A 20,520-nucleotide genomic window follows, 5' to 3' on the forward strand; every position below is an offset into this window, starting at 1 on the left:
ATCGGATTTTTTTGTGCAACTTCAACAAGCCCTCAATATTGCTTTTAATGCCAGCACCCAATTCAACACGTTCGAACAACTATCGTCATTTCTCGACCCAGCCATTGTCGATGAAGCGTTTATTGAAGCTGGGGTAGCTACCGTCAGAAAACGCAGGCTCCCTCTTGAAGCGGTGATGTGGTCTGTGATTGGGATGAGTTTGTTTCGACAGGAGTCAGTCTGGAATATTGCTAACAAAATGGATATTGCATTACCGGGTAAAAATCCGCTTGTTGCGCCCAGTGCGATGGTGCAGGCTCGGCAGCGATTAGGTGCTGATGCCGTCAAAGCAGTATTCAAGAAAATGGCACATCATTGGTATCAATCACAGCCATTCGAAAAATGGAATGGTCTCAACCTGTTAGCGGTAGATGGTGTGGTATGGCGTACAACGGATACCCCTGAAAACCGCAAGAAGTACGGCTCAGCGAGCACGCAACATGGCGATACCAGTTTCCCTCAGATACGCATGGTTTGCCATATGGAGCTGACCAGCCATCAGCTACTCAATAGCGCCTTTGACAAATATAAATCAAATGAAATGGTACTGGCAGAGCAACTCATTGATGACACCCCATGTCACTCTCTTACTCTGTTTGATAAAGGCTATTACTCTCTTGGATTGTTAAACCGTTGGCATTGTAGCGCTAAGGAGCGGCACTGGCTTATTCCCACAAGAAACGGGCTTCAGTATGAAGTGATACGCTCCCTTGGGCGCAATGATAAAGTGGTCAAGCTGATGACAACGGCACATGCTCGTCAGCGATTTGATGACTTGCCAGACTCTATTGAAGCACGCCTTATTACGAAGGAGATAAAAGGGAAAACCTGTCAGGTATTAACCTCCATGGTCGACGCGATGCGTTTCCCCGGAAATGAGATTGTTGAACTGTATAGCCACCGATGGGAAATAGAACTTGGGTTTAGAGAAATCAAACAAACACTGCTCAACAGTGAATATACCCTGCGTAGCAAATTACCAGAGATGGTTGAGCAGGAAATATGGGGATTACTACTGGCTTACAACCTTATTCGTTCAGCCATGACGGAAGCGGCAAGCAGAAAAGGAATATGGCCTAACCAATTGAGCTTTAGTGGCTGCTCAAGTGCCGTTGTCGCATTCCTGATGACAGTTCAACTGACCAGCCCCGGAAAACTTCCGGTACTCTACAATTCGCTTATTGACCAGTTGGCATTTTACGAGCTACCACCACGTAGGGAGGAAAGAGCTTACCCAAGATGGATAAAGCCCAAAACAAGTCGATACCCCCACAAACAGAAAAATGCCAGTCAGCTTAACTGACTGGCATTAGCCTAAGGGCGCTTTTTTATTAAGAAGGTGTTGAGCTAGTTATTTAAAATTTCCCCATACGGTTTTATCTAAATCAAAACTCTGATCGTTAGAGGCTATTTTTACACGTTTAGGGCTAAGATAAGCTTGATAACGTCCGGGTTTATGATTGACCGCAATCAGTAAGTTTAAGGTCACCGCACCTAGTACCGATAACGCCACCAGTTCAATACCAAACATCATCAGTGATGAACTTAAAATCAGGGTGTCTGCCAACAATCCAAAATTTCCCGCGCGGATAGAGTATTTGTTTTGTAGATACAGTGCCAAAATTCCCAAACCACCTAAGCTCGATTTATGCCTGAACATGATCAACAAACCCACTCCGATTAACATGCCCCCTACCACTGCAGAAAACAAAGGGTGCACAGATTGAATGGAGATGAGTTTTGGCATATAGGTCGACAGTACTGAGACCAGTGATACCGAAATAAAAGTATTAACGGTGAAGCGTTTGGATAACTGCGTCCAAGCGATGGCATAAAAAGGTAAATTAACTAAAAAGAACAAGATGCCAAACTCCATGGAGGTTAAATGCATGGCGATAATCGCCAAGCCTGCCGTACCACCTGTTATAAGGCTGTGACTGTTGAACAGTGTCACACCTAAAGACACCATTACGCCAGCACAAAACAGCGCTAAGACATCTTCATAAAATCGATGAGTGGGGAATTGCATATTGGTAATCTTTATCCACGTTGGTCATTAAATCGATGAGCCGCAGGTTGTTGTGCTTTTTTTGCTAACAAGGCAAGCTCAGAAAGGTCGCGCAGTTTAATGATTTCAAAGGGTATTCATAGTCTATGGGCAAAGTGTGTTGCTGCTTTTTTAAACACCTTAGTACAGCAAACTTTACGACTTTCGCATTAAAGGTAAACAGGGTGTAGCGGCTATGTAAGCGAGTGTTTTTGGAAAATAGATAAAAATTGCATTTTATCTATTGAAAACGGTAGCTCAGCTTAAAAAACGAACGACCAAAATAATACCTGCTAAGGTATTATCATTTTCCAACATCGTGTTCATTTAGTTTTTCCACTTACCTTAATCCGGAGCATTGTTTATGTCACAATTGAAACCCACTACCATTCCGCAACAAGCTTTTGATTGGTATGACGAATATGCCCATGGTGATATCGATAGGCGCACCTTTCTGAGCCGTTTAGGCTCTTTGTCTGTTGCAGGTTTGACTATTGGCACCTTAACCTCTGCCCTTACACCTGACTATGCCCTAGCTGAACAAGTATCTTTTAATGACGAAGAGATCAAAGCCAGTTATCAAGAATTTGATTCGCCCAATGGCTATGGTAAAGGTCGTGGTTATTTGGTTGTGCCCAAACAAAAAGCGTCTAAGTTGGCTGCAGTGTTAGTGGTACATGAAAACCGCGGTTTAAATCCTTATGTTGAAGATGTCGCAAGGCGATTGGCCAAAGCTGGATTTTTGGCCTTTGCTCCAGATGCCTTGTTTCCACTAGGTGGTTATCCCGGTAATGACGATGAAGGACGTGCTCTGCAAGGTTCGATGGATCGTGCAAAAATAGAACAGGATTTTATCGCCGCAGCGAGTTTTTTGAAGCAGCACGAGTTGAGTAATGGTAAATTAGGCGTAGTTGGTTTTTGTTTTGGAGGTTATATAAGTAATTATCTAGCTGCCGCGACACCAGAATTGATTAACGCTGCCGTACCTTTTTATGGCACCCCGGCTAGTAGCGAGCTGGTTAAACAGGTCAAAGCCCCTATCTTGATACAATTTGCAGAACACGATAAACGAGTAAATGACAGTTGGCCAGATTATGAGGCCGTGCTCAAAAGCAATAACGTTGACTACCAAGCCCATGTTTACCCCGGTACTCAACATGGATTTCATAACGACTCGACTAGCCGCTATGATCCTCAAGCCGCAGAACTTGCTTGGTCACGTACCTTGGCATTTTTCAACAAACATTTAACGATGGGCTAAGTTTAGAACACTAAACCAAATCAAATTGCTCAATAGGTGCAGGGCGATAAAAATAATAGCCCTGCATTTGTTTACAGCCCAAGGCTAACAACAAATCTTTTTGCTCTGGGGTTTCTACCCCTTCTACTGTGCAGCTCACGTTAAAACTAGAGCATAACTCTAGGATTGTTTTGACCACACCTTGACTGCGCTGATCCTCTTGTAAATTTTCAACAAAGCTACGGTCAATTTTGAGATTATTAAAAGCCAGCTTGTGAATATAACTCAAACTTGAATAACCAGAGCCAAAGTCATCCAAGGCAATCTTAAAGCCTTGAGCTTGCAAAGCCTTAGTAGTGAGGGAGCATTGCTCCAAATCCGTCATCATCGTAGTTTCAGTAATTTCGAATTGCACCCGACTAGTAGCGACCTCATGTGTATCCAACATGCCCTTGAGCAAAGCCAGAGTCTGCTGATTGATCACATCATGTACTGATAAGTTAAACGACAAAAAGAGGTGAGACGGCCAGCGCTTTAATGCCACAACCGCCTGTTCAAACAAACACAGAGTAATATCAGTGACGACTCCGGTTTTCTCGGCAATGGGGATAAACAGGCTCGGTGGCACTTGCCCTAATTCGTTATTAAACCATCTTGCCAGCGCCTCTAAACCAATGATTTTGCCCGTATTGGCATCCACAATAGGCTGATAATGCAGTGTTATTTCATTGTTCTTCACACTTTGATTGAGCGCCAGTTCGAGCTGTGATTTTTGCCTAATAAGCCGTTCATGCTCCTGCGAAAAAATAATCGAACTGCCACGAGCATTACTTTTGGCTTCGTATAAGGCAAAGTCAGCCCTATCCATCAGCTCATCGGCGCTGTCACCCGCATCAGGAAATATCGCAAAACCACAGGATCCTGATATCTGTACTAAGCCTGTACGCATAGAAAAGGGAATTTGTAAGGCTTGGGTGATACGTTTACCTAAAGTTTGAATATCTGCATGGCTGGTATTGTGGTCGATCACCAAAGCAAATTCATCGCCACCAATACGGGCCAGCATTCCCTCGTCGTTTAATAAATTTTGCAAACGTAAACTGACTTCGGTTAGTACTCGGTCTCCCGCTGCATGACCATGAATATCATTAACTGGTTTAAAACCATCCAGATCAATCAAACCTACAAGAAAGCTATTGTTAGCTTGATTGCCCTCAAGTTTTTTATTTAGATAAGCAGCAAAACTGCGCCGATTAGCCAGTTTGGTTAAACCATCTTGATTGGCCAATAACTCATTTTGCACGTTAAGGCGCTGGGTTTTTTCATGTTGTTGTTCAAGCTCAATCTTGGCATTAACCACATTCGAAAAGGCTCGGTAGTAACTTAGGGTAATAGGCACCAAGGATGCGAGTACCATCAAAAAATTAAATGAAATTGCCACAAATACAGGCTGACCGCTGAGGGTAAAAAAGACGATAAAAGGCAAGCCTACTGTAATAGCCGCCGCCCATACTGCTACCGGTAAGTGGATCAAACACACCAATACACCAATGACAGTAATCGACATAAAATAGGCCACATGGGCCTGCAATATAATGTCGCCATAAGTAAAAAGAGTAAAAGCCCACAGCGTAAAGCCAATGCCCATAAAAATAGAAAAAAACACCGTCATTTGAATCTGTTTCTGGGCTTGTTTAAGACTAAAAGTAAGATGCCTAAATCCATACCAACGAACCGCACGGCTGATACAAGCAACACTTAAAATTCCAGCAATGTACAAAGTCAAATAATCAGGCGCCACTCCATAATGGGTATATGCCAGAGTCAAAGAGTTAACCAACAAGATGATATACAACAAGGGAACTTTGGTGAGCAATTCATTAAACTGAGCAAAAATGATCTGCGGACTTTTTTTGCGGCCATCAGCCAACTTAATGAAATAAGTAAATATTTTAATAAGCACCTCTAAGAATTAACTACCTAACCTACTGCAGGTAAATTTATACCGCAAAACGTAACAGATAGGCAGCCTTAATAACTTATTAAGGCCAATTGTTGGCGAAACTTTTGTAGTTGCAGCTAATACTCGGCGCTGTATTGATAAACATATCAAGTTAATACCAACTCCATTAAAAAGCAGTGTAGCAATAGCCCTCCTTATCAATGGAATTGCACGGCGGCGGCAAAGGAACTCAGCCCCATGAGCTATGAGCTTAACCGAATAAAATGATTGGGGTGAGTGGTGCAGCCACCAAAGGTTCCGTTTCGAGGATGAAGGGTATAAAACTAACGTTTCACCCCTGAAACTCTAGCCCAGTCACCTTGTATGGCAATGGGTTCCATATCGAATTCTTGGCTATATAGGTCGTTGATTTCTTGGGCTTGGTTGTCGAGTATGCCGGATAACACCAGTTTACCACTGGGTTTGCAGTAACCGCTGATTATGTGGCGTAACTCACGGATGGGTGCTGCTAGGATATTCGCTAGTACCACATCGGCTTGTAATTCAGGTTGGTTTTGTGGCAGGTATAACTCTATTTGTTCACCGACATTATTGCGGTTGGCGTTATCTTGGCTCGCCAGTATCGCTTGTGGGTCGATATCAATGCCAACTACACGTTTAGCACCGAGTTTTAAAGCGGCTATACCTAAGATCCCAGAGCCACAACCAAAATCCACTACTGTTGAATCCTTTAGCTCTAAACCGTCAAGCCAGCTTAGGCATAATGAAGTAGTGGGATGAGTGCCGGTACCAAAGGCTAGACCGGGATCGAGCATTACATTGACTGCTGTTGGGTCGGGTACATCACGCCAACTTGGGCAAATCCATAGGCGTTTACCAAATTGCATGGGATGGAAGTTAACCATCCACTCACGCTCCCAGTCTTTGTCTTCTAACTGGTCGATTTTGTGGGCAAAACCTTTGCCTAATATACGGGATTTTTCTAAACGTTTGATGACGGCCGCCATATCAAAATTGGCGTCATATAAACCCACCACTTCGGTATCTGGCCATAACATCACTTCACCGGGCTTGGGCTCATACATGGGGGTATCTTTAGCATCAAAAAAACTTACTGCTTGTGCGCCATTGGCACTTAACATGTCACCCAGCTGTTCAGCATATTTAGCTGGGCTGCTTATTTTTAGTTGGATCCAAGGCATGATTATATCGCCGTGTAAAAAAATCTATATTAATGCTAATTGTATCCGTGATCGGAGCAGATATAACTAATAAATTCACTGTTTGTAAGTTTAACGCAAAGTCTGTTGGTCATTTTGCTAATAACATTGAATTTTGAGTAGTAATTACTAAGCTAAATTCTATCGTCACACACTGGGAGCTAAACATGGGATTTTTCAACAATAACAAACAATTAGTCGCAGAACTTGCTCAATACAAAGCAAAGTTTGATATTGACGAAGCGGTACTGAAAGCCATGTATGGCGCAATGGCGGTGATCGAATTTACACCCACGGGACAGGTACTATTTGCTAACCCGTTGTTTCTAAAAACCATGAATTTCAGTGCTGAACAAGTGGTAGGTAAACATCATAGTATGTTCTGCAAAAAATCCTATGTGAGTAGTCAGGAATACAAAGTTTTCTGGGATGATTTAGCTAAGGGTAAGGGCTGTAATGGCGAGTTTCAGCGAATGAGTCGAACAGGCAATGAAGTCTGGCTGGCTGCGAGTTATATACCCGTGATAGATAGTACTGGTAATGTTCTCAAGGTGATTAAAATAGCGTCAGATGTCACAGAATCTATTGTGCAAATGCATCTACTAAAAAGCGAATCACAAGCAGTATCCCGTTCTATGGCTGTGGCTGAATTTGATCTAAGTGGCAACTTGCTAGAGGCGAATGAAAACTTCCAACAAACTTTGGGTTACACCGCTAGTGAACTTAAAGGCATGAATCACAAGTCTTTTTGCAAACGTGAATATACCAATTCTCATGAATACAAAAAATTATGGGAGAGTCTTAACAGAGGCACGTTTTACAGCGGGTTAGTCGAGAGGGTTAACAAGCAGGGCGAAACAATATGGTTAGAAGCGACTTATAATCCTATTTTTGATGTGGACGGTAAGCTGCTAAAAGTCAAAAAATTTGCCTCTGATAATACTAAAACATTTGAAGCAAACAGACGTACTAGTGAACTGGTGTACGAGTCTTCTAAACAGACTGAAAAAACCTCCCAGCATGGTTTGCAAATCGTTAATGAGACGATTCAATCAATGTCACAAATAACCGATAGTTTGACTGCTGCCGCAGCAAGAATCGATTCATTAAGTAAGCAGTCTGATCAAATCAGTAACATTGTAAATACCATTACCGCCATTGCTGATCAAACCAACTTGCTTGCTCTGAATGCGGCTATAGAGGCAGCTAGGGCCGGAGAGCAAGGGCGAGGATTTGCTGTTGTTGCTGATGAAGTCAGACAATTAGCAGGGCGCACTAGTAAATCAACCGCCGAAATAGATGAAGTGGTAAAACAAAATAATACCTTGGCTACCCAAGCGGTAAAATCAATGGAGGAAATTGTTGCTCGTTCAAAAGAAGGCATGGTTTTAACAGAAAAAACCGGCAGCGTTATTCAGGAAATTAGTACCGGCACTCAGGAGATGGTTAAAATATCTAAACAGCTATTTAATGAAGCAGGTCGTTAACTTAAAAACCGTTAAGAGTAAGTTTCCGGCTGCACTTATTATCAGCCAGAAACTTAAAACTTATCAGCCAGAAACTTAAAACGATAATTTAGTGACCACCCAAACCGAGTTTTTTCTCTAAATAGTGGATGTTGGCTCCACCTTTAGCAAAGGCTTCGTCGGCCATAATGCGTTTTTGCAACGGGATATTGGTTTTTATTCCTGCAATCACGAGTTCATCTAAAGCATGACGCATTCTGGCAATCGCCACTTCACGGGTTTCGCCATAAGTGATCAGTTTACCTATCATCGAATCATAATAAGGCGGCACGGTGTAATCTGCATAGATATGCGAATCCCAACGTACACCTAAACCACCGGGTGAATGAAATTGCGTGATTTTACCAGGGCTTGGAATAAACGTTTGTGGATCTTCAGCATTAATACGACATTCGATAGCATGGCCACGAATTTGTACCTGAGATTGATCAATCGAGAGTTTCATACCTGAGGCAATACGTAACTGTTCTTTGATTAAATCAATGCCGGTAATCATTTCTGATACGGGATGCTCAACTTGGATCCGGGTGTTCATTTCAATGAAATAAAACTCGCCGTTTTCAAACAAAAACTCAAAGGTACCTGCGCCACGATAGCCAATATCAACACAGGCCTGACAGCAACGGGCACCGATTTTGGCACGCATTTCAGGAGTGATACCAGGTGCGGGGGCTTCTTCAACCACTTTTTGATGACGGCGCTGCATGGAGCAATCTCGTTCACCCAAGTGAATAGCACCACCTTGTCCATCAGCTAGTACTTGGATTTCTACGTGACGCGGATTTTCTAAAAATTTCTCCATGTACACAGTATCATTACCAAAAGCAGCACCGGCTTCAGCTTGTGTTGTTGCTATGGCATTAATTAATTCATGTTCAGCGCGCACCACGCGCATACCACGACCACCACCACCGCCAGCTGCTTTAACTATAATCGGATAACCGATGCGTAAGGCGGTCGCTTTGTTAGTCGCTTCATCACTACCTAATGGCCCGTCTGAACCCGGTACGCAAGGCACACCAGCGGCTTTCATGGATTTAATCGCTGATACTTTGTCACCCATCAAATTGATGGTTTCAGCTTTAGGACCAATAAAGATAAAGCCACTTTTTTCGACGGCATCAGCAAAAGCAGCATTTTCAGCTAAAAAACCATATCCAGGATGAATAGCATCGGCATCGGTTATTTCAGCTGCGGCGATAATACGGGGAATATTCAGGTAGCTTTCGGTTGCAGAGGCTTTACCAATACAGATGGTTTCATCAGCCAACAATACATGTTTAAGTGTTTCATCTGCAGTTGAGTGCACGGCAACAGTGGTAATGCCTAACTCTTTGCAAGCGCGCAGAATGCGTAGTGCAATCTCACCGCGATTGGCAATAAGAACTTTTTTAAGCATGGTCATTGGCCTTTATTCGATCACAAACATAGGTTGGTCAAATTCAACGGGATCTTGGTTATCTACCAAAATTTGTTTAATGATGCCTGATTTATCAGATTCAATTTGGTTCATCATTTTCATTGCTTCTATGATGCACAACGTATCACCCACGTTAACTTTTTGACCCACTTCAACAAAGGATTTTGCGCCGGGAGAAGAAGAGCGATAAAAAGTACCAACCATGGGAGAGCGCATAATATGGCCAGATACTTCAGCCGCAGCTGCGGGGGCCGTTGGTGCAGCAACTGGTGCTGGAGCCGCACTTGGTGTGGCAGCTATATATTGAGCTTGAGGGGCGTATTGCATAGGAGCAGCAAACTGGCCACCACGATGGATACGTACTGATTCTTCACCTTCAGTAATTTCTAATTCAGATATCCCTGACTCTTCAACCAGTTCAATCAGTTTTTTAATTTTACGTATGTCCATGATAATTCTCTCTGTTCGATAATTTTGTTGTTTTAAATAAAGCTTAGAAATTGTTTATTTAGTCAAATGCTGATGAGCAGCTAAAAGTGCAAATTCATAACCTTGTGTACCTAAGCCGCATATAACGCCCTGCGCCTTATCACTTAAATAAGAGTGGTGTCTGAAGGGCTCTCTGGCATGTACGTTTGACAGATGGATCTCAATAAAAGGAATAGACACACTGAGCAGTGCATCACGCAAGGCCACACTGGTATGAGTAAATGCGCCGGGATTGATCAATATATAGTCGATATTGCCAAAACCGTTATGGATGGCGTCAATCAATACATGCTCGGCACTAGATTGCACATGACTCAGCGAAATACCGAGTTCAGTGGCCTTAGTCTTGAGCCCCTGAACAATTTGATCTAAGCTGGCCGAGCCATAAATTTGCGGTTCGCGCTTGCCCAACATATTTAAATTTGGGCCATTGATGAGTAAAACATTCACGCTTTGGTCACTTAGGCAGGCATCCACCGATTGGTTAAATTAGCTGCACTTTGTTTTAAATTAGACGCGCTGGGCATTTAAAATAACTACGCGGTGCAATAAAGTGGCACTATTATAGGGTTGAAATAGAATATAGCAGCAAAATACTGGTCTTATCAGCGAAGATTGCCACAAAGTTTTGCAATTTTAATCTCAAAAATGAGCACGGTTTGAATTACATTGCGCACATACATATTGGCCACCATACCCAAACCAGTCTGTTGGGAAACTTTCTTGGTGATTTTGTTAAAGGCAACATCAGCGACAAACTACCACCTTGTCTTGCCACTGGTGTGAGCATGCATCGTAAAGTCGACATCTATACTGACCAACATTCTTTAGTCACCTCACTTAGACAAAAGTTTCCTCCATCTTTACGCCGTGTATCCGGCATAGTGATTGATATTGTGTTTGATCACTGCCTTTTAAAACAATGGCATCACTTTACTCAACAAACAGAGTGGCAGGTATTAGAACGCTTTTACCAACAATTAAGTGAATTTGATGGTATTGAACAAGCCAATTTTAATCGCTTGAGTGCCAGTTTATTGCAAGACAAGTGGTTAAGTGAATACAAAGAACCTGCTACTTGCCTGCGCGCTTTTATGAGTATTGAGCGTAGATTGAAACATAAAATTGTGTTTGCTCATACCGCCTATGACTTTGTACAAACGCATCCGTCGCTGTTTGATTCTACCTTCAGTGTTTTTTATCCGACATTGCTTGATCATGCATTACACTGTAAAAAACAACTGACAAGTCAACACTTTCAATAGGTTGGAACATGGCAATAAAAGAAATTAAGCATCCCCTTATCCAACATAAACTGGGTTTGATGCGTGAAGCGGGTATTAGTAGTAAAGATTTTCGTGAGTTAGCCAGCGAAGTAGGTAACTTGTTAACCTACGAAGCCACTCGTCATTTGGAAACTGAAACCGTAAACATCCAAGGATGGAATGATGAAACCATTCCAATACAAAAGATCAAAGGCAAAAAAATCACTGTGGTGCCTATTTTACGTGCCGGGCTAGGCATGTTAGATGGTGTGATGAAACTCATCCCCAATGCCAAGATCAGTGTGGTGGGTTTGTATCGTAATGAGGAAACCCTACAGCCCATTGCCTATTTCGACAAAGTAGTAAAAGACATTGCAGAGCGCACTGCTTTGATTGTTGATCCTATGCTGGCCACCGGCGGCACCTTGATAGCAACGATAGATTTATTAAAACAAAAAGGCTGCACTCATATCATGGGTTTATTTTTAGTGGCGGCGCCAGAAGGTTTGGCGGCCGTACAGCAACAACATCCGGATGTAGATATTTATACCGCTGCTATTGATCTTAAGCTTAACGAACAGGGATATATTTTACCGGGCTTGGGAGATGCAGGTGATAAGTTGTTTGGAACACGTTAAGCAAATTTACGGTGCTTTGTTACTAAATAGTTGTTCAGTAAAGAGAAGCAGTTATAATCAAGGCCGAATTTTGGCTGGTGGCGTTCAAATTACGTCAAACCCTAGGGGAGAAAATTGTGAAAATTAAAAGCTTGATGTGTCTTTTTGTGAGTGTATTTCTGACTTTTGCTGCTCAAACTCAAGAAGCTGCATCAGATGATATTAAATCGCGCATCCAACCTTTGGGTAAAGTCCACGTTGCGGGAGCCAAACCTGAAACCAGTTCTGCAGGCCCACGTTCAGGTGCGCAAGTCTATAATAAATCGTGTGTAGCCTGTCATAGTGTAGGAGTGCTTGGTGCACCTAAATTACATGATGCCGCTGACTGGGGACCACGAATGAGCAAGGGTATAGATACCTTAGTTGAGCACGGAATAAAAGGCTTTAACGCTATGCCACCCAAAGGTACTTGTGGTGATTGTTCTGATGATGAAATAAAAGCGGCAATAGAGTATATGATAGAGGGACTCTAATCCCACTTTCGTAACAAGAATTTGTACAAAATAAGGCCACCATAGTGTGGCCTTTTTGATCTTAATAGTTTATTTTAGTCTATTAACTTTGCCAAAAAACCAACTATTAAGTGCATGAAAAGTTAGCGCAATGACAGCAGAAAATATCACAGTTGAACTCTCCCTAGAAGAACTCAGGGAGCTAGTTCCACAGTTACAAAAAGTGACTGAAAAATATAGGCGCTCTGAGTCTATTCAGAAATCGCTTTTTGATATTTCTGAATTAGCCAGTTCAGTTAATGAATTGTCTCGTTTGTATCCCGCCCTGCACGAAATAGTGGCTGGTTTTATGCCAGCCCGTAATTTTTATGTAGCTTTTCTTGAAGAAGAAAACACTATCATCGATTTTGCCTACTTTGTTGATGAATTCGAAGAGTTAGATGTCCAGCAACAGCCAGCAGAAGAACTACAAAATAGTATTACCAGCTATATTTTACACACCGGTAATCATCTATTTTTAACCAAAGAAACCTTTTTACAGCAAATAGGATTACTTAACGTTAATTTTGTTGGTCCAAGCCCGGTTGACTGGATTGGAGTGCCGCTTAAACGTGGTTCGCAAGTTATTGGGGCTATGGTAGTACAAAGTTACGATGAGTCAGTGCGTTACAACCAAGAAGATCTAGAAGTCTTATTGTTTGTTTCTCAACACATTATTAACTGTGTCGATCGGGTTAAAAGCCGTGAACTAACTGAAAAAACAATTCGCCAACGGACTAAACAATTACGCCAAATGAATGAAGAGTTGCAAGAGGAGATACTGGAACGCCAGAAAATCGAATCACTCCAACAAGCCTTGTTTGAAATTTCAGAGTTATCGGCTTCAAATTCTGGAGATATGCAGGATTTTTATGCAGCAATCCATGACATTCTCTCACGCCTAATCGGCGCACCTAACTGTTATGTTGCATTGTTAGACGCAGATGCCACCACTTTAACTTTCCCTTATTTTAAGGATGAACTTAATACCCATGTGCAGACCAGAGCTATGGGGCTGGGTTTAACCGAATACGTTATCCGCCAGGGCCGTGCTGAGCTCATCGATTCAAGCCAAGTAAAACGCTTGGCTAAAACACAACAATTAGAAGAAAGTATCGCGTTAACTATGTTGGAAAAAAATACATCATGGTTGGGTGCGCCTCTCATTATTGATGGCTCCATCTCTGGTGTGATTGCTGTACAAAGTTATGGTGAAAGTCAAAAGTACTCACAAAAAGACTTAGAATTTTTACGTTTTGTTTCCCATCATATTGCCGTTGCACTTAGTCGTAAACGCTCTACCGAAGCTATTCAAGCTTATAATCAGCAATTAGCTGAAAAAGTCAAAGAGCGCACCGCCGAGCTCAACCAAACCAATATGTTTTTACAAAAGCAAATTGAAGAAAGAAAACAAATTCAACTCAAATTGGAATATGACGCCCATCATGATGCGTTAACGGGTTTAGCTAATCGTGTTCTGTTTAACAATCGTCTGGACCTAGCACTTGCCAGCAAAATGCGTTATGCCAGCAACAATTTTGCTGTGGTATTTATTGATTTAGATCGTTTTAAACAAATTAATGACTCCCTTGGTCACTATGCGGGGGATTTGTTTCTTAAAGAAGTGGCCAAACGTATTACCTCTTGTGTGCGTGGCCATGATTTACTCGCACGTTTAGGTGGTGACGAGTTTGTGGTGTTGTTTGATAACTTTGAAGCACCTAGTGATATTGAAGAAATTTCGTCGCGTATTATCAATGCCATAGCAGCACCTTTTATTGTTGAAAATAAAGAAGTGTATTCTGGTGCCAGTATTGGTATTGCCTATATAGAAAATGGATATCAATCAGCCGATGAAATTTTGCGGGATGCCGATGCGGCAATGTACCAGGCTAAATCGTTGGGACGTGGTCGATATATTATCTTTGACAAGACCATGCGCGACAAACTGCTAGAAGAACTCGAAATAGAAAGCGAGTTTCGGCAGATGCTCAAGGCGGAAGCGTTTGAGTGTTATTCTCAGCCTGCTCTAAATTTATCAAACAAAGAACGAATTTATGAAGAGTGTTACATCAAGTGGGAACATTCGTCATTAGGTAAAATAAAACGTGAACAATATTGGCAAATAGCCGAGCAAAGTGGCTTAACTGTCGAAATGGATAAGTTCATGTTGAATAAGGCCTGCCATGTTTTACAAACGTGGCAAAAAGCACATGATGAAAGACAGCATTATCGTTTGGCGATCAATTTATCTATTCATCATCTCACCCAAACGTCCTTGGCAGGTCAGTTGGTTGAACAAATTCGTGAGGCCGGAGTAGATCCTAAAAGGCTGGTGATCGAGTTTGATGAAAATGATTTAAATCGCCGGTCACAATTTATGTTGCCAGCAATTAAGGTGCTTAAACGCGCTGGAATTACACTGGTTCTGGATAATTTTGGTAGTGGCTTGGCTTCACTAAGCTATCTGTATTCCTATCCCTTTGATTATGTAAAAGTAGATCATCGTTTTGTTAAAACCCTGCCCCGCTCTGAGCGCAACCTCAAGTTGGTGCAATCCGTGTTATCCATTTCAAACCATCTGAAATTTAAATTAATCGCTGAAGGTATCGAAACACAAGAACAACTTGATGCACTCACTGCTGTAGGTTGTGAATACGGTCAGGGTAAGTATATACAGGCGGCTGAAAAAATTAACGACCAACCCGGTTCACCTATGGCCATTACAGGTTAATAACGAACCTAGACTACTTTTTGTTTAACATATTGCGCAAGTTAGCAATACCCATCTCACCTTTTTGCTGCTGTGCCTCAGCACTGACTTTTTGCTTTTTTTGCTCCCAAATCACATCATCTTGTGGCAACTCGTATAAAAAGCGACTGGGCTCAGGGTTGATTAATTCACCAAACTGACGACGCTCTTTAACTAGAGTAAAAAACAATGCGCGCTGAGCCCTCGTAATTCCTACATAAGCTAGGCGTCGTTCTTCTTCGATATTATCTTCGTCGATACTGCTTTGATGGGGTAACAGACCCTCTTCCATGCCGACCATAAAAACATAGGGAAACTCTAGGCCTTTGGAGGAATGAAGGGTCATTAATTGCACTTGATCAGACTCATCCTGATCTTCGCCTCTTTCCATCATATCGCGTAATATCAGGCGGTTAACTACTTCCTGTAAATTCATTGGCGGGTCGAGTTCGCCACCTTCTAACATGCCGCTGATCCAGCCAAACAGGGTACTGATATTGGCCATGGCCATTTCAGCTGCCTTTGGGCTGGTACTGCTTTCGTACAACCATTCTTCATAACCCATGGTTTTAATCATATCGCGCACTGTAGATATGCCATCACCGCGCACAACTTGATCCGAAAGCTCCACTATCCAGCGAGCAAACTGCTCTATCGCTACTAGCGCTTTACCACTGACATGCTCTTGTAGATATGGCGAGAAAGCAGCAGCAAACATCGAGGTTTTTTGTTGGTTAGCTAAATTGCCAAGTTTTTCCAAACTAACCCGACCTATGCCACGTGTTGGAGTATTAATGACTCGTAATAAGGCGTTGTCATCATCCTGATTCACCAGCAGGCGCAAATAGGCCATGATGTCTTTTACTTCGGTTCGACCAAAAAACGACATGCCACCACTGATTTTATATGGGATGCGGTTACTCATTAAGACTTTTTCGAATACCCGCGACTGGAAATTACCACGGTATAAAATCGCATAATCCTTAAAGCTGGTGGCTTGCATAAATTTGTGAGCAAGCATTTCTGCCACTACTCGTTCAGCTTCATGTTCTTCATTTTTGGCAATAATAATATTGAGAGGATCGCCATAACCTAATTCTGAAAACAATTTTTTCTCAAAAACATGGGGGTTGTTTTGGATCAAAATATTGGCGCAGTGCAATATTCGCCCTGAGGAGCGGTAGTTTTGCTCAAGTTTAACCACTTTCAAGGATGGGAAGTCCTTTTGTAATAGCACTAAATTTTGTGGGCGCGCCCCACGCCATGAGTAGATTGACTGGTCATCGTCACCTACCACAGTAAAACGTGCTCGTTCGCCCACTAACAAGCGCACTAATTCATACTGACTGGTATTGGTATCCTGATATTCGTCGACCAACAAATAACGAATTTTAGTTTGCCATTTTTGCCGGACGGTCTCATTGGTTTGCAGTAATAGAGTTGGCAGTAAAATAAGATCATCAAAATCTAAGGCGTTATAAGCTCGCAGGTTATTGTGATAACGCTGATAAAACTCGGCAAATTCTACTTCACCCGGTGACATGGCTTTGTTTTTTAAATGTTCGGGCAAGATTAAATCGTTTTTCCAGCTTGAAATACAACTCTGCAACAAACTGAGTTGCTCTTTATCCCCATCTAACTCTGTGGCAGTAAGATCTTTTAATAAGGCCATACTGTCTTTATCGTCAAACAAGGAAAATCCCGGTTTGAGACCCAACGTTTTTACTTCTGACTTAATAATATTCAGACCAAGAGTGTGGAATGTTGAAACCTTGAGACCACGCGCCTCTTTTTTACCCAGAGTTTGAGCGACTCGCTCTTTCATTTCTCGGGCCGCTTTATTGGTAAAAGTGACAGCGGCGATATAGCGTGCAGGCAGTTCACATTCTCTGACCAAGTAGGCAATTTTATTAGTGATCACACGAGTTTTACCACTACCGGCACCTGCCAGTACTAGACAGGGCCCAGAGATATAGTTAACTGCTTGATTCTGGCCTGGGTTAAGTTTCATGTATCACTTGGTTACGCTTTTGTTGGGGCGGGGATTGTAAGAAATTATCAGCGCCTTGACCATCTTTCGCTGGATCTATATACGCCTTAGCGTTGGAATTGTGTGGCGGTGGCGAAGTAAGTGCAGCCAACAAAGGTTCCGTTTCAAGGATGAAGGGCTTATTCGTTTTATACCTAAGCATAGAGATGGTTTATCAGTGTTTATTGGATACAATACAGACTTTCTTAAAACAGGTTAAAGATTATGTTAGATCCCAAAAAATTAGAAGAAATCGCCAAACAGATCGCGGATGCGGTGCCCAAAGGTGTTAAGGATATGGCTGAAGGGGCAGAATCTAAGGTTAAACAAATCCTGCAAAGCCAGATTAGTCGTTTAGACTTTGTCAGCCGTGAAGAGTTTGATGTGCAAACTCAAGTGTTAATTCGAACCCGTGAAAAATTAGCGGCATTAGAAACCCGTATTGCGGCACTAGAAGCGCTTAATATTAAGGATTAAGCCAATATTGCAGAGCGATACCTATGGCGATAACTAAACCAAAATAATGGTTGTGTAAAAAGGCTTTAAAACAGGCATTGCGCTCGCGATCTTTTATCAGACATTGATGATAAACAAACAGTCCCGCGCCAATAAGCAAAGCTAAATAGACGGGCCAGCCATAGGCTAAGTTGATGGCCACTACTAGTAAAAGTCCCAATGTCGCTAGTTGTAATAATAAGATAATCAGTTTATCAAACTGGCCAAACAGGATGGCGGTGGATTTAACCCCGATACGCAGATCATCATCACGATCTACCATAGCGTATTGAGTGTCGTAAGCTACCGTCCAGCACAGATTAGCGGCATACAATACCCAAGCAAGCCAGTTCAGTTGTTGATTAATCGCCATAAATGCCATCGGAATTGACCAACCAAAGGCAGCTCCTAATACCACTTGAGGTAGGTGGGTATAGCGTTTCATAAAAGGGTAAGTAATAGTTAACACCAGCGCACCTAAAGATAAAACGATGGTTTGCCAATTAAGCCATAACACCAAACAAAGCGCACAAAAAACCAGTAAGGCAAAACACCACAGTGCCTGACGACTACTTAGTTCACCTGTGGCTAATGGCCGTTGTGCCGTGCGCTGTACTGCACCATCAACTTTACGGTCGGCATAGTCATTGATCACACAGCCCGCCGCGCGCATAACAATTACCCCAAGGATAAATATCACTAAGATATCTAAGGGTGGAATTCCCTGAGCAGCTATCCACAAAGCCCAAAGACAAGGCCATAACAGCAAATAAATGCCTATAGGTTTATCAAAGCGCATTAAGCGCCAATAAGCAGACCAGCGATTAACCTTGGTAGGATTGTTTGTCATAGGTTTGCTTGACTATCTGCATAGGCAGGTGCTTGGGGTAAAAAGATCTCAGCCACCGACATCGCTAGATTATCCAACATAAAAACCGAACGTCGCCCCCACAAATCGCGGTTATCACTAAGTTGTAATGCCTTAGCAATAGTTGTAGTTGTAGTTGTTGAAATATGGCATATCTCAAAAGGCTGCCGAACAAAACGAGGATCATTAAAAATCAATTTACCTAGAGCCTGATTACCTAAGCCTGCTAGCTCAGCAGAACAAAGTGCTTGAGGTAAAATAGAACGGGCAAAGACCCAAGGTTGTGAATCTCCCCACAATATAACTTCTCTAACTTGCCAATCTGCCAGATTAAATGGCTTAGAATTGGGGCTTAGTTGTCGAATTTCCTCAAGACTTATCTCAGCCTGCCGTTGACCTAATACCTGAACTTGAAAATCTCGGCAATGCGTTTGTAAGCGTTCCGTTAACGAGCCCGTATCAAGCAGCCAATTTCTGAGTCTTGGATCGCCAATGTGATGGTCTTGCGGTTGACACCATTGAGGCTGAATACCGATTGGGAAAGGGTAACTTGGATTCAATTTTGGGTCTTTGTATTGTCAGTAGCTGGCATCAATGCGGGCATAGTATCAAGTGATGACGTAAGACTAAAGTAGCACTAAATAGTTTTATACCTTGTGCGGAATATTGCTAGACTATTAATCAACTTAATCAGGTGCCTCAAAAACCATATGATAAAAACTAACAAGACTAAAGTTGGGATATTATTACTAGTGCTGGTATTAAGCGGCAGTCATTTTCAGCTATTCGGCCAAGAGTCTCCTAGAAAAAACTTCGCTTACTTCAGTCTCGAACCCGACATTGTCACTAATTATTTAGGCCCAAATGCTAAAAAATTGGGATATGTCAGAGTTACAGTTGAGCTTATGCTCGAAGACGCAGCTTATATAGAAGCAGCTGAGCACCACTCTCCATTATTGCGCGCAGCAACGATTGATATCTTTGGGCGTCAACCTGAAGAAAAGGTAAAATCACTGACAGGTCGTGAAGATATTCGTCGGGTCTGTCTTGAAAAGTTGCGAGAACTGATGAAAAAAGAAACCGGCAACGATACGATCAAAGATGTGATTTTTACTAAGTATCTTTATCAAGGTTAGGTTTTTGGGTTTTCATTAGGCTTAATACCACAGCAAACAAACAACCAGATATCAGCCCCGCCGTATGGGCGGTATTGGCCATTTTTATCCATAAAATATCGGTATAGCCAATCACTAACCAGATAAGTAAAAAACCAATCATAGGTTTGGGTAAACCTATACCCCAGCTAGGTCTGAGCCAACCTAACCACCACACACAACCTACCAAGGCGTAAACTACACCCGATAAACCCCCAAAATTAGGGCCATCTAACAGCAACTGGGCGACGTTAGAGCTAATAGCACTAAATAAAAACAGCAAAACTAAACAACTTAAACCAAAGGTGTTTTCAATTTGTTTGCCCAACATCCACCACCATAGTAAGTTAAAAGCGATATGCAGGGTTGAAAAATGGATAAAAGCAGGGCCAATTAAACGCCACCACTGATGATTGTCAGCGAGTTGTTGTAAGGGAAAAATTTGCAACCAATTATAGGGCTCAGTGAATCCAATAAGCGCTAAACCATAAGTAATGAGGCAAACAAACAAAACTACTGCAGTAAAAGGCGCATGTTTAAGGTGGTATAACATCGCTGGCCAGTAAAAAATACTAGTAGAGCTTAAGTTAACCCTTTCACCTGTTTGCCACGCGGCTTCTTGGTATTTTTGCGCACTGGGATTGGCAATAAATTCATCGGAAAGTTGTTTGGCTTCAGCCCATTGGTATTGATCTAGCAGATGCACACCATGGCTATGGGGCTCAGCAGCCTGCACATAGTTGGCAGCAATACCTTGGACTTGCAGATAGTTGATCAGTAATCTGGCTGGTCGCTCTTGTGAAAAGGCGACTAATAATAATGACTCAGAAATGAGCGGTTCCTTT

18 protein-coding genes and 1 pseudogene are annotated in these 20,520 nt (G+C 42.3%); 9 read left to right on the forward strand and 10 right to left on the reverse strand.

The features are described from left to right. Window positions 1-13: 13 nt before the first annotated feature. On the forward strand, window positions 14-1,342 hold the full coding sequence (locus AX660_RS04045) for an IS4 family transposase (protein ID WP_068375131.1): 1,329 nt from the start codon (window positions 14-16) through the stop codon (window positions 1,340-1,342). A 48-nt stretch (window positions 1,343-1,390) separates the two neighbouring features. On the opposite strand, the gene AX660_RS04050 is transcribed toward AX660_RS04045, so the two are convergent. Continuing rightward, on the reverse strand, window positions 1,391-2,068 hold the full coding sequence (locus tag AX660_RS04050) for a YitT family protein (protein WP_068372922.1): 678 nt from the start codon (window positions 2,066-2,068) through the stop codon (window positions 1,391-1,393). A 382-nt stretch (window positions 2,069-2,450) separates the two neighbouring features. Here AX660_RS04050 and AX660_RS04055 point away from each other — a divergent pair, with 382 nt between their 5' ends. Next, complete coding sequence (locus tag AX660_RS04055) at window positions 2,451-3,347, forward strand: dienelactone hydrolase family protein (RefSeq protein WP_068372923.1); 897 nt, start codon at window positions 2,451-2,453, stop codon at window positions 3,345-3,347. 10 nt (window positions 3,348-3,357) lie between these two features. Here the strand turns inward: AX660_RS04055 and AX660_RS04060 are convergent, their stop codons facing one another. Together AX660_RS04060 and prmA are read right to left on the reverse strand one after the other, a co-directional pair. Next, window positions 3,358-5,289: a putative bifunctional diguanylate cyclase/phosphodiesterase gene (locus tag AX660_RS04060; RefSeq protein WP_082768731.1), complete on the reverse strand. Its 1,932-nt coding sequence runs from the start codon at window positions 5,287-5,289 to the stop codon at window positions 3,358-3,360. A gap of 323 nt (window positions 5,290-5,612) precedes the next feature. Further along, window positions 5,613-6,491 (reverse strand): 50S ribosomal protein L11 methyltransferase, encoded by an 879-nt coding sequence (prmA, locus tag AX660_RS04065; protein ID WP_068372924.1) that lies wholly within the window; start codon window positions 6,489-6,491, stop codon window positions 5,613-5,615. A gap of 302 nt (window positions 6,492-6,793) precedes the next feature. On the opposite strand from prmA, the pseudogene AX660_RS04070 reads away from it, so the two are divergent. Beyond that, a pseudogene (locus AX660_RS04070) lies at window positions 6,794-7,903 on the forward strand (methyl-accepting chemotaxis protein); the annotation flags it as partial. Window positions 7,904-8,084: 181 nt separating this feature from the next. Here AX660_RS04070 and accC read toward each other — a convergent pair. From accC to aroQ, 3 genes are read right to left on the reverse strand one after another with little or no spacing between them, the layout of a single operon-like run. Further along, a complete protein-coding gene (accC, locus tag AX660_RS04075) occupies window positions 8,085-9,434 on the reverse strand; it encodes an acetyl-CoA carboxylase biotin carboxylase subunit (RefSeq protein WP_068372930.1) in 1,350 nt (449 codons plus the stop codon). A gap of 12 nt (window positions 9,435-9,446) precedes the next feature. Next, window positions 9,447-9,905 (reverse strand): acetyl-CoA carboxylase biotin carboxyl carrier protein, encoded by a 459-nt coding sequence (accB, locus tag AX660_RS04080; protein WP_068372933.1) that lies wholly within the window; start codon window positions 9,903-9,905, stop codon window positions 9,447-9,449. Between the two features lie 54 nt (window positions 9,906-9,959). Continuing rightward, window positions 9,960-10,394 (reverse strand): type II 3-dehydroquinate dehydratase, encoded by a 435-nt coding sequence (gene aroQ, locus AX660_RS04085; RefSeq protein ID WP_082768793.1) that lies wholly within the window; start codon window positions 10,392-10,394, stop codon window positions 9,960-9,962. A gap of 209 nt (window positions 10,395-10,603) precedes the next feature. Between aroQ and AX660_RS04090 the strand changes: the two genes are divergently transcribed. From AX660_RS04090 to AX660_RS04105, 4 genes are all read left to right on the forward strand, one after another. After that, window positions 10,604-11,209, forward strand: coding sequence for an acyl carrier protein phosphodiesterase (locus AX660_RS04090; protein WP_068372936.1), 606 nt, complete (start codon window positions 10,604-10,606; stop codon window positions 11,207-11,209). Between the two features lie 8 nt (window positions 11,210-11,217). After that, on the forward strand, window positions 11,218-11,847 hold the full coding sequence (upp, locus tag AX660_RS04095) for a uracil phosphoribosyltransferase (protein WP_068372939.1): 630 nt from the start codon (window positions 11,218-11,220) through the stop codon (window positions 11,845-11,847). A 116-nt stretch (window positions 11,848-11,963) separates the two neighbouring features. Beyond that, the gene (locus AX660_RS04100) at window positions 11,964-12,359 is read left to right on the forward strand and encodes a c-type cytochrome (protein ID WP_068372942.1); all 396 of its coding nucleotides are present in this window, start codon (window positions 11,964-11,966) and stop codon (window positions 12,357-12,359) included. A 130-nt stretch (window positions 12,360-12,489) separates the two neighbouring features. After that, complete coding sequence (locus AX660_RS04105) at window positions 12,490-15,111, forward strand: sensor domain-containing phosphodiesterase (RefSeq protein ID WP_068372945.1); 2,622 nt, start codon at window positions 12,490-12,492, stop codon at window positions 15,109-15,111. 13 nt (window positions 15,112-15,124) lie between these two features. Here the strand turns inward: AX660_RS04105 and rep are convergent, their stop codons facing one another. Beyond that, window positions 15,125-17,140: a DNA helicase Rep gene (gene rep / locus AX660_RS04110; protein ID WP_068372948.1), complete on the reverse strand. Its 2,016-nt coding sequence runs from the start codon at window positions 17,138-17,140 to the stop codon at window positions 15,125-15,127. A 243-nt stretch (window positions 17,141-17,383) separates the two neighbouring features. Between rep and ubiK the strand changes: the two genes are divergently transcribed. Next, on the forward strand, window positions 17,384-17,635 hold the full coding sequence (ubiK, locus tag AX660_RS04120) for a ubiquinone biosynthesis accessory factor UbiK (RefSeq protein WP_068372954.1): 252 nt from the start codon (window positions 17,384-17,386) through the stop codon (window positions 17,633-17,635). Here ubiK and ubiA read toward each other — a convergent pair. Together ubiA and AX660_RS04130 are read right to left on the reverse strand one after the other, a co-directional pair. After that, entirely contained in the window at window positions 17,625-18,503 is an 879-nt protein-coding gene (gene ubiA, locus AX660_RS04125; protein ID WP_068372956.1) for a 4-hydroxybenzoate octaprenyltransferase, read from the reverse strand. The genes ubiK and ubiA overlap by 11 nt on opposite strands. Beyond that, window positions 18,500-19,057 (reverse strand): chorismate--pyruvate lyase family protein, encoded by a 558-nt coding sequence (locus tag AX660_RS04130; RefSeq protein WP_407669350.1) that lies wholly within the window; start codon window positions 19,055-19,057, stop codon window positions 18,500-18,502. Before AX660_RS04130 ends, ubiA begins: the two co-directional genes overlap by 4 nt. A gap of 174 nt (window positions 19,058-19,231) precedes the next feature. Between AX660_RS04130 and AX660_RS04135 the strand changes: the two genes are divergently transcribed. After that, window positions 19,232-19,657, forward strand: a complete 426-nt coding sequence (locus AX660_RS04135; protein ID WP_068372960.1) for a flagellar basal body-associated protein FliL — start codon at window positions 19,232-19,234, stop codon at window positions 19,655-19,657. Here the strand turns inward: AX660_RS04135 and glpG are convergent. Further along, window positions 19,635-20,507 carry a rhomboid family intramembrane serine protease GlpG gene (gene glpG / locus AX660_RS04140; protein ID WP_068372963.1) on the reverse strand — a complete coding sequence of 291 codons (873 nt, stop codon included), beginning with the start codon at window positions 20,505-20,507 and terminating at the stop codon, window positions 19,635-19,637. The two genes, AX660_RS04135 and glpG, sit on opposite strands and share 23 nt — an antisense overlap. Window positions 20,508-20,520 lie beyond the last annotated feature (13 nt).

It is taken from the genome of Paraglaciecola hydrolytica, from assembly GCF_001565895.1.
Lineage (GTDB): Bacteria > Pseudomonadota > Gammaproteobacteria > Enterobacterales > Alteromonadaceae > Paraglaciecola > Paraglaciecola hydrolytica.

What these genes read in the sequence shown, in the direction of transcription:
- AX660_RS04055 (WP_068372923.1), top strand. Translation starts at nt 2,451, where the DNA reads ATGTCACAATTGAAACCCACTACCATTCCGCAACAAGCTTTTGATTGG.
- ubiK (WP_068372954.1), top strand. Translation starts at nt 17,384, where the DNA reads ATGTTAGATCCCAAAAAATTAGAAGAAATCGCCAAACAGATCGCGGAT.
- accC (WP_068372930.1), bottom strand. Translation starts at nt 9,434, where the DNA reads ATGCTTAAAAAAGTTCTTATTGCCAATCGCGGTGAGATTGCACTACGC.
- rep (WP_068372948.1), bottom strand. Translation starts at nt 17,140, where the DNA reads ATGAAACTTAACCCAGGCCAGAATCAAGCAGTTAACTATATCTCTGGG.
- AX660_RS04050 (WP_068372922.1), bottom strand. Translation starts at nt 2,068, where the DNA reads ATGCAATTCCCCACTCATCGATTTTATGAAGATGTCTTAGCGCTGTTT.
- ubiA (WP_068372956.1), bottom strand. Translation starts at nt 18,503, where the DNA reads ATGACAAACAATCCTACCAAGGTTAATCGCTGGTCTGCTTATTGGCGC.
- AX660_RS04135 (WP_068372960.1), top strand. Translation starts at nt 19,232, where the DNA reads ATGATAAAAACTAACAAGACTAAAGTTGGGATATTATTACTAGTGCTG.
- upp (WP_068372939.1), top strand. Translation starts at nt 11,218, where the DNA reads ATGGCAATAAAAGAAATTAAGCATCCCCTTATCCAACATAAACTGGGT.
- accB (WP_068372933.1), bottom strand. Translation starts at nt 9,905, where the DNA reads ATGGACATACGTAAAATTAAAAAACTGATTGAACTGGTTGAAGAGTCA.
- AX660_RS04105 (WP_068372945.1), top strand. Translation starts at nt 12,490, where the DNA reads ATGACAGCAGAAAATATCACAGTTGAACTCTCCCTAGAAGAACTCAGG.
- prmA (WP_068372924.1), bottom strand. Translation starts at nt 6,491, where the DNA reads ATGCCTTGGATCCAACTAAAAATAAGCAGCCCAGCTAAATATGCTGAA.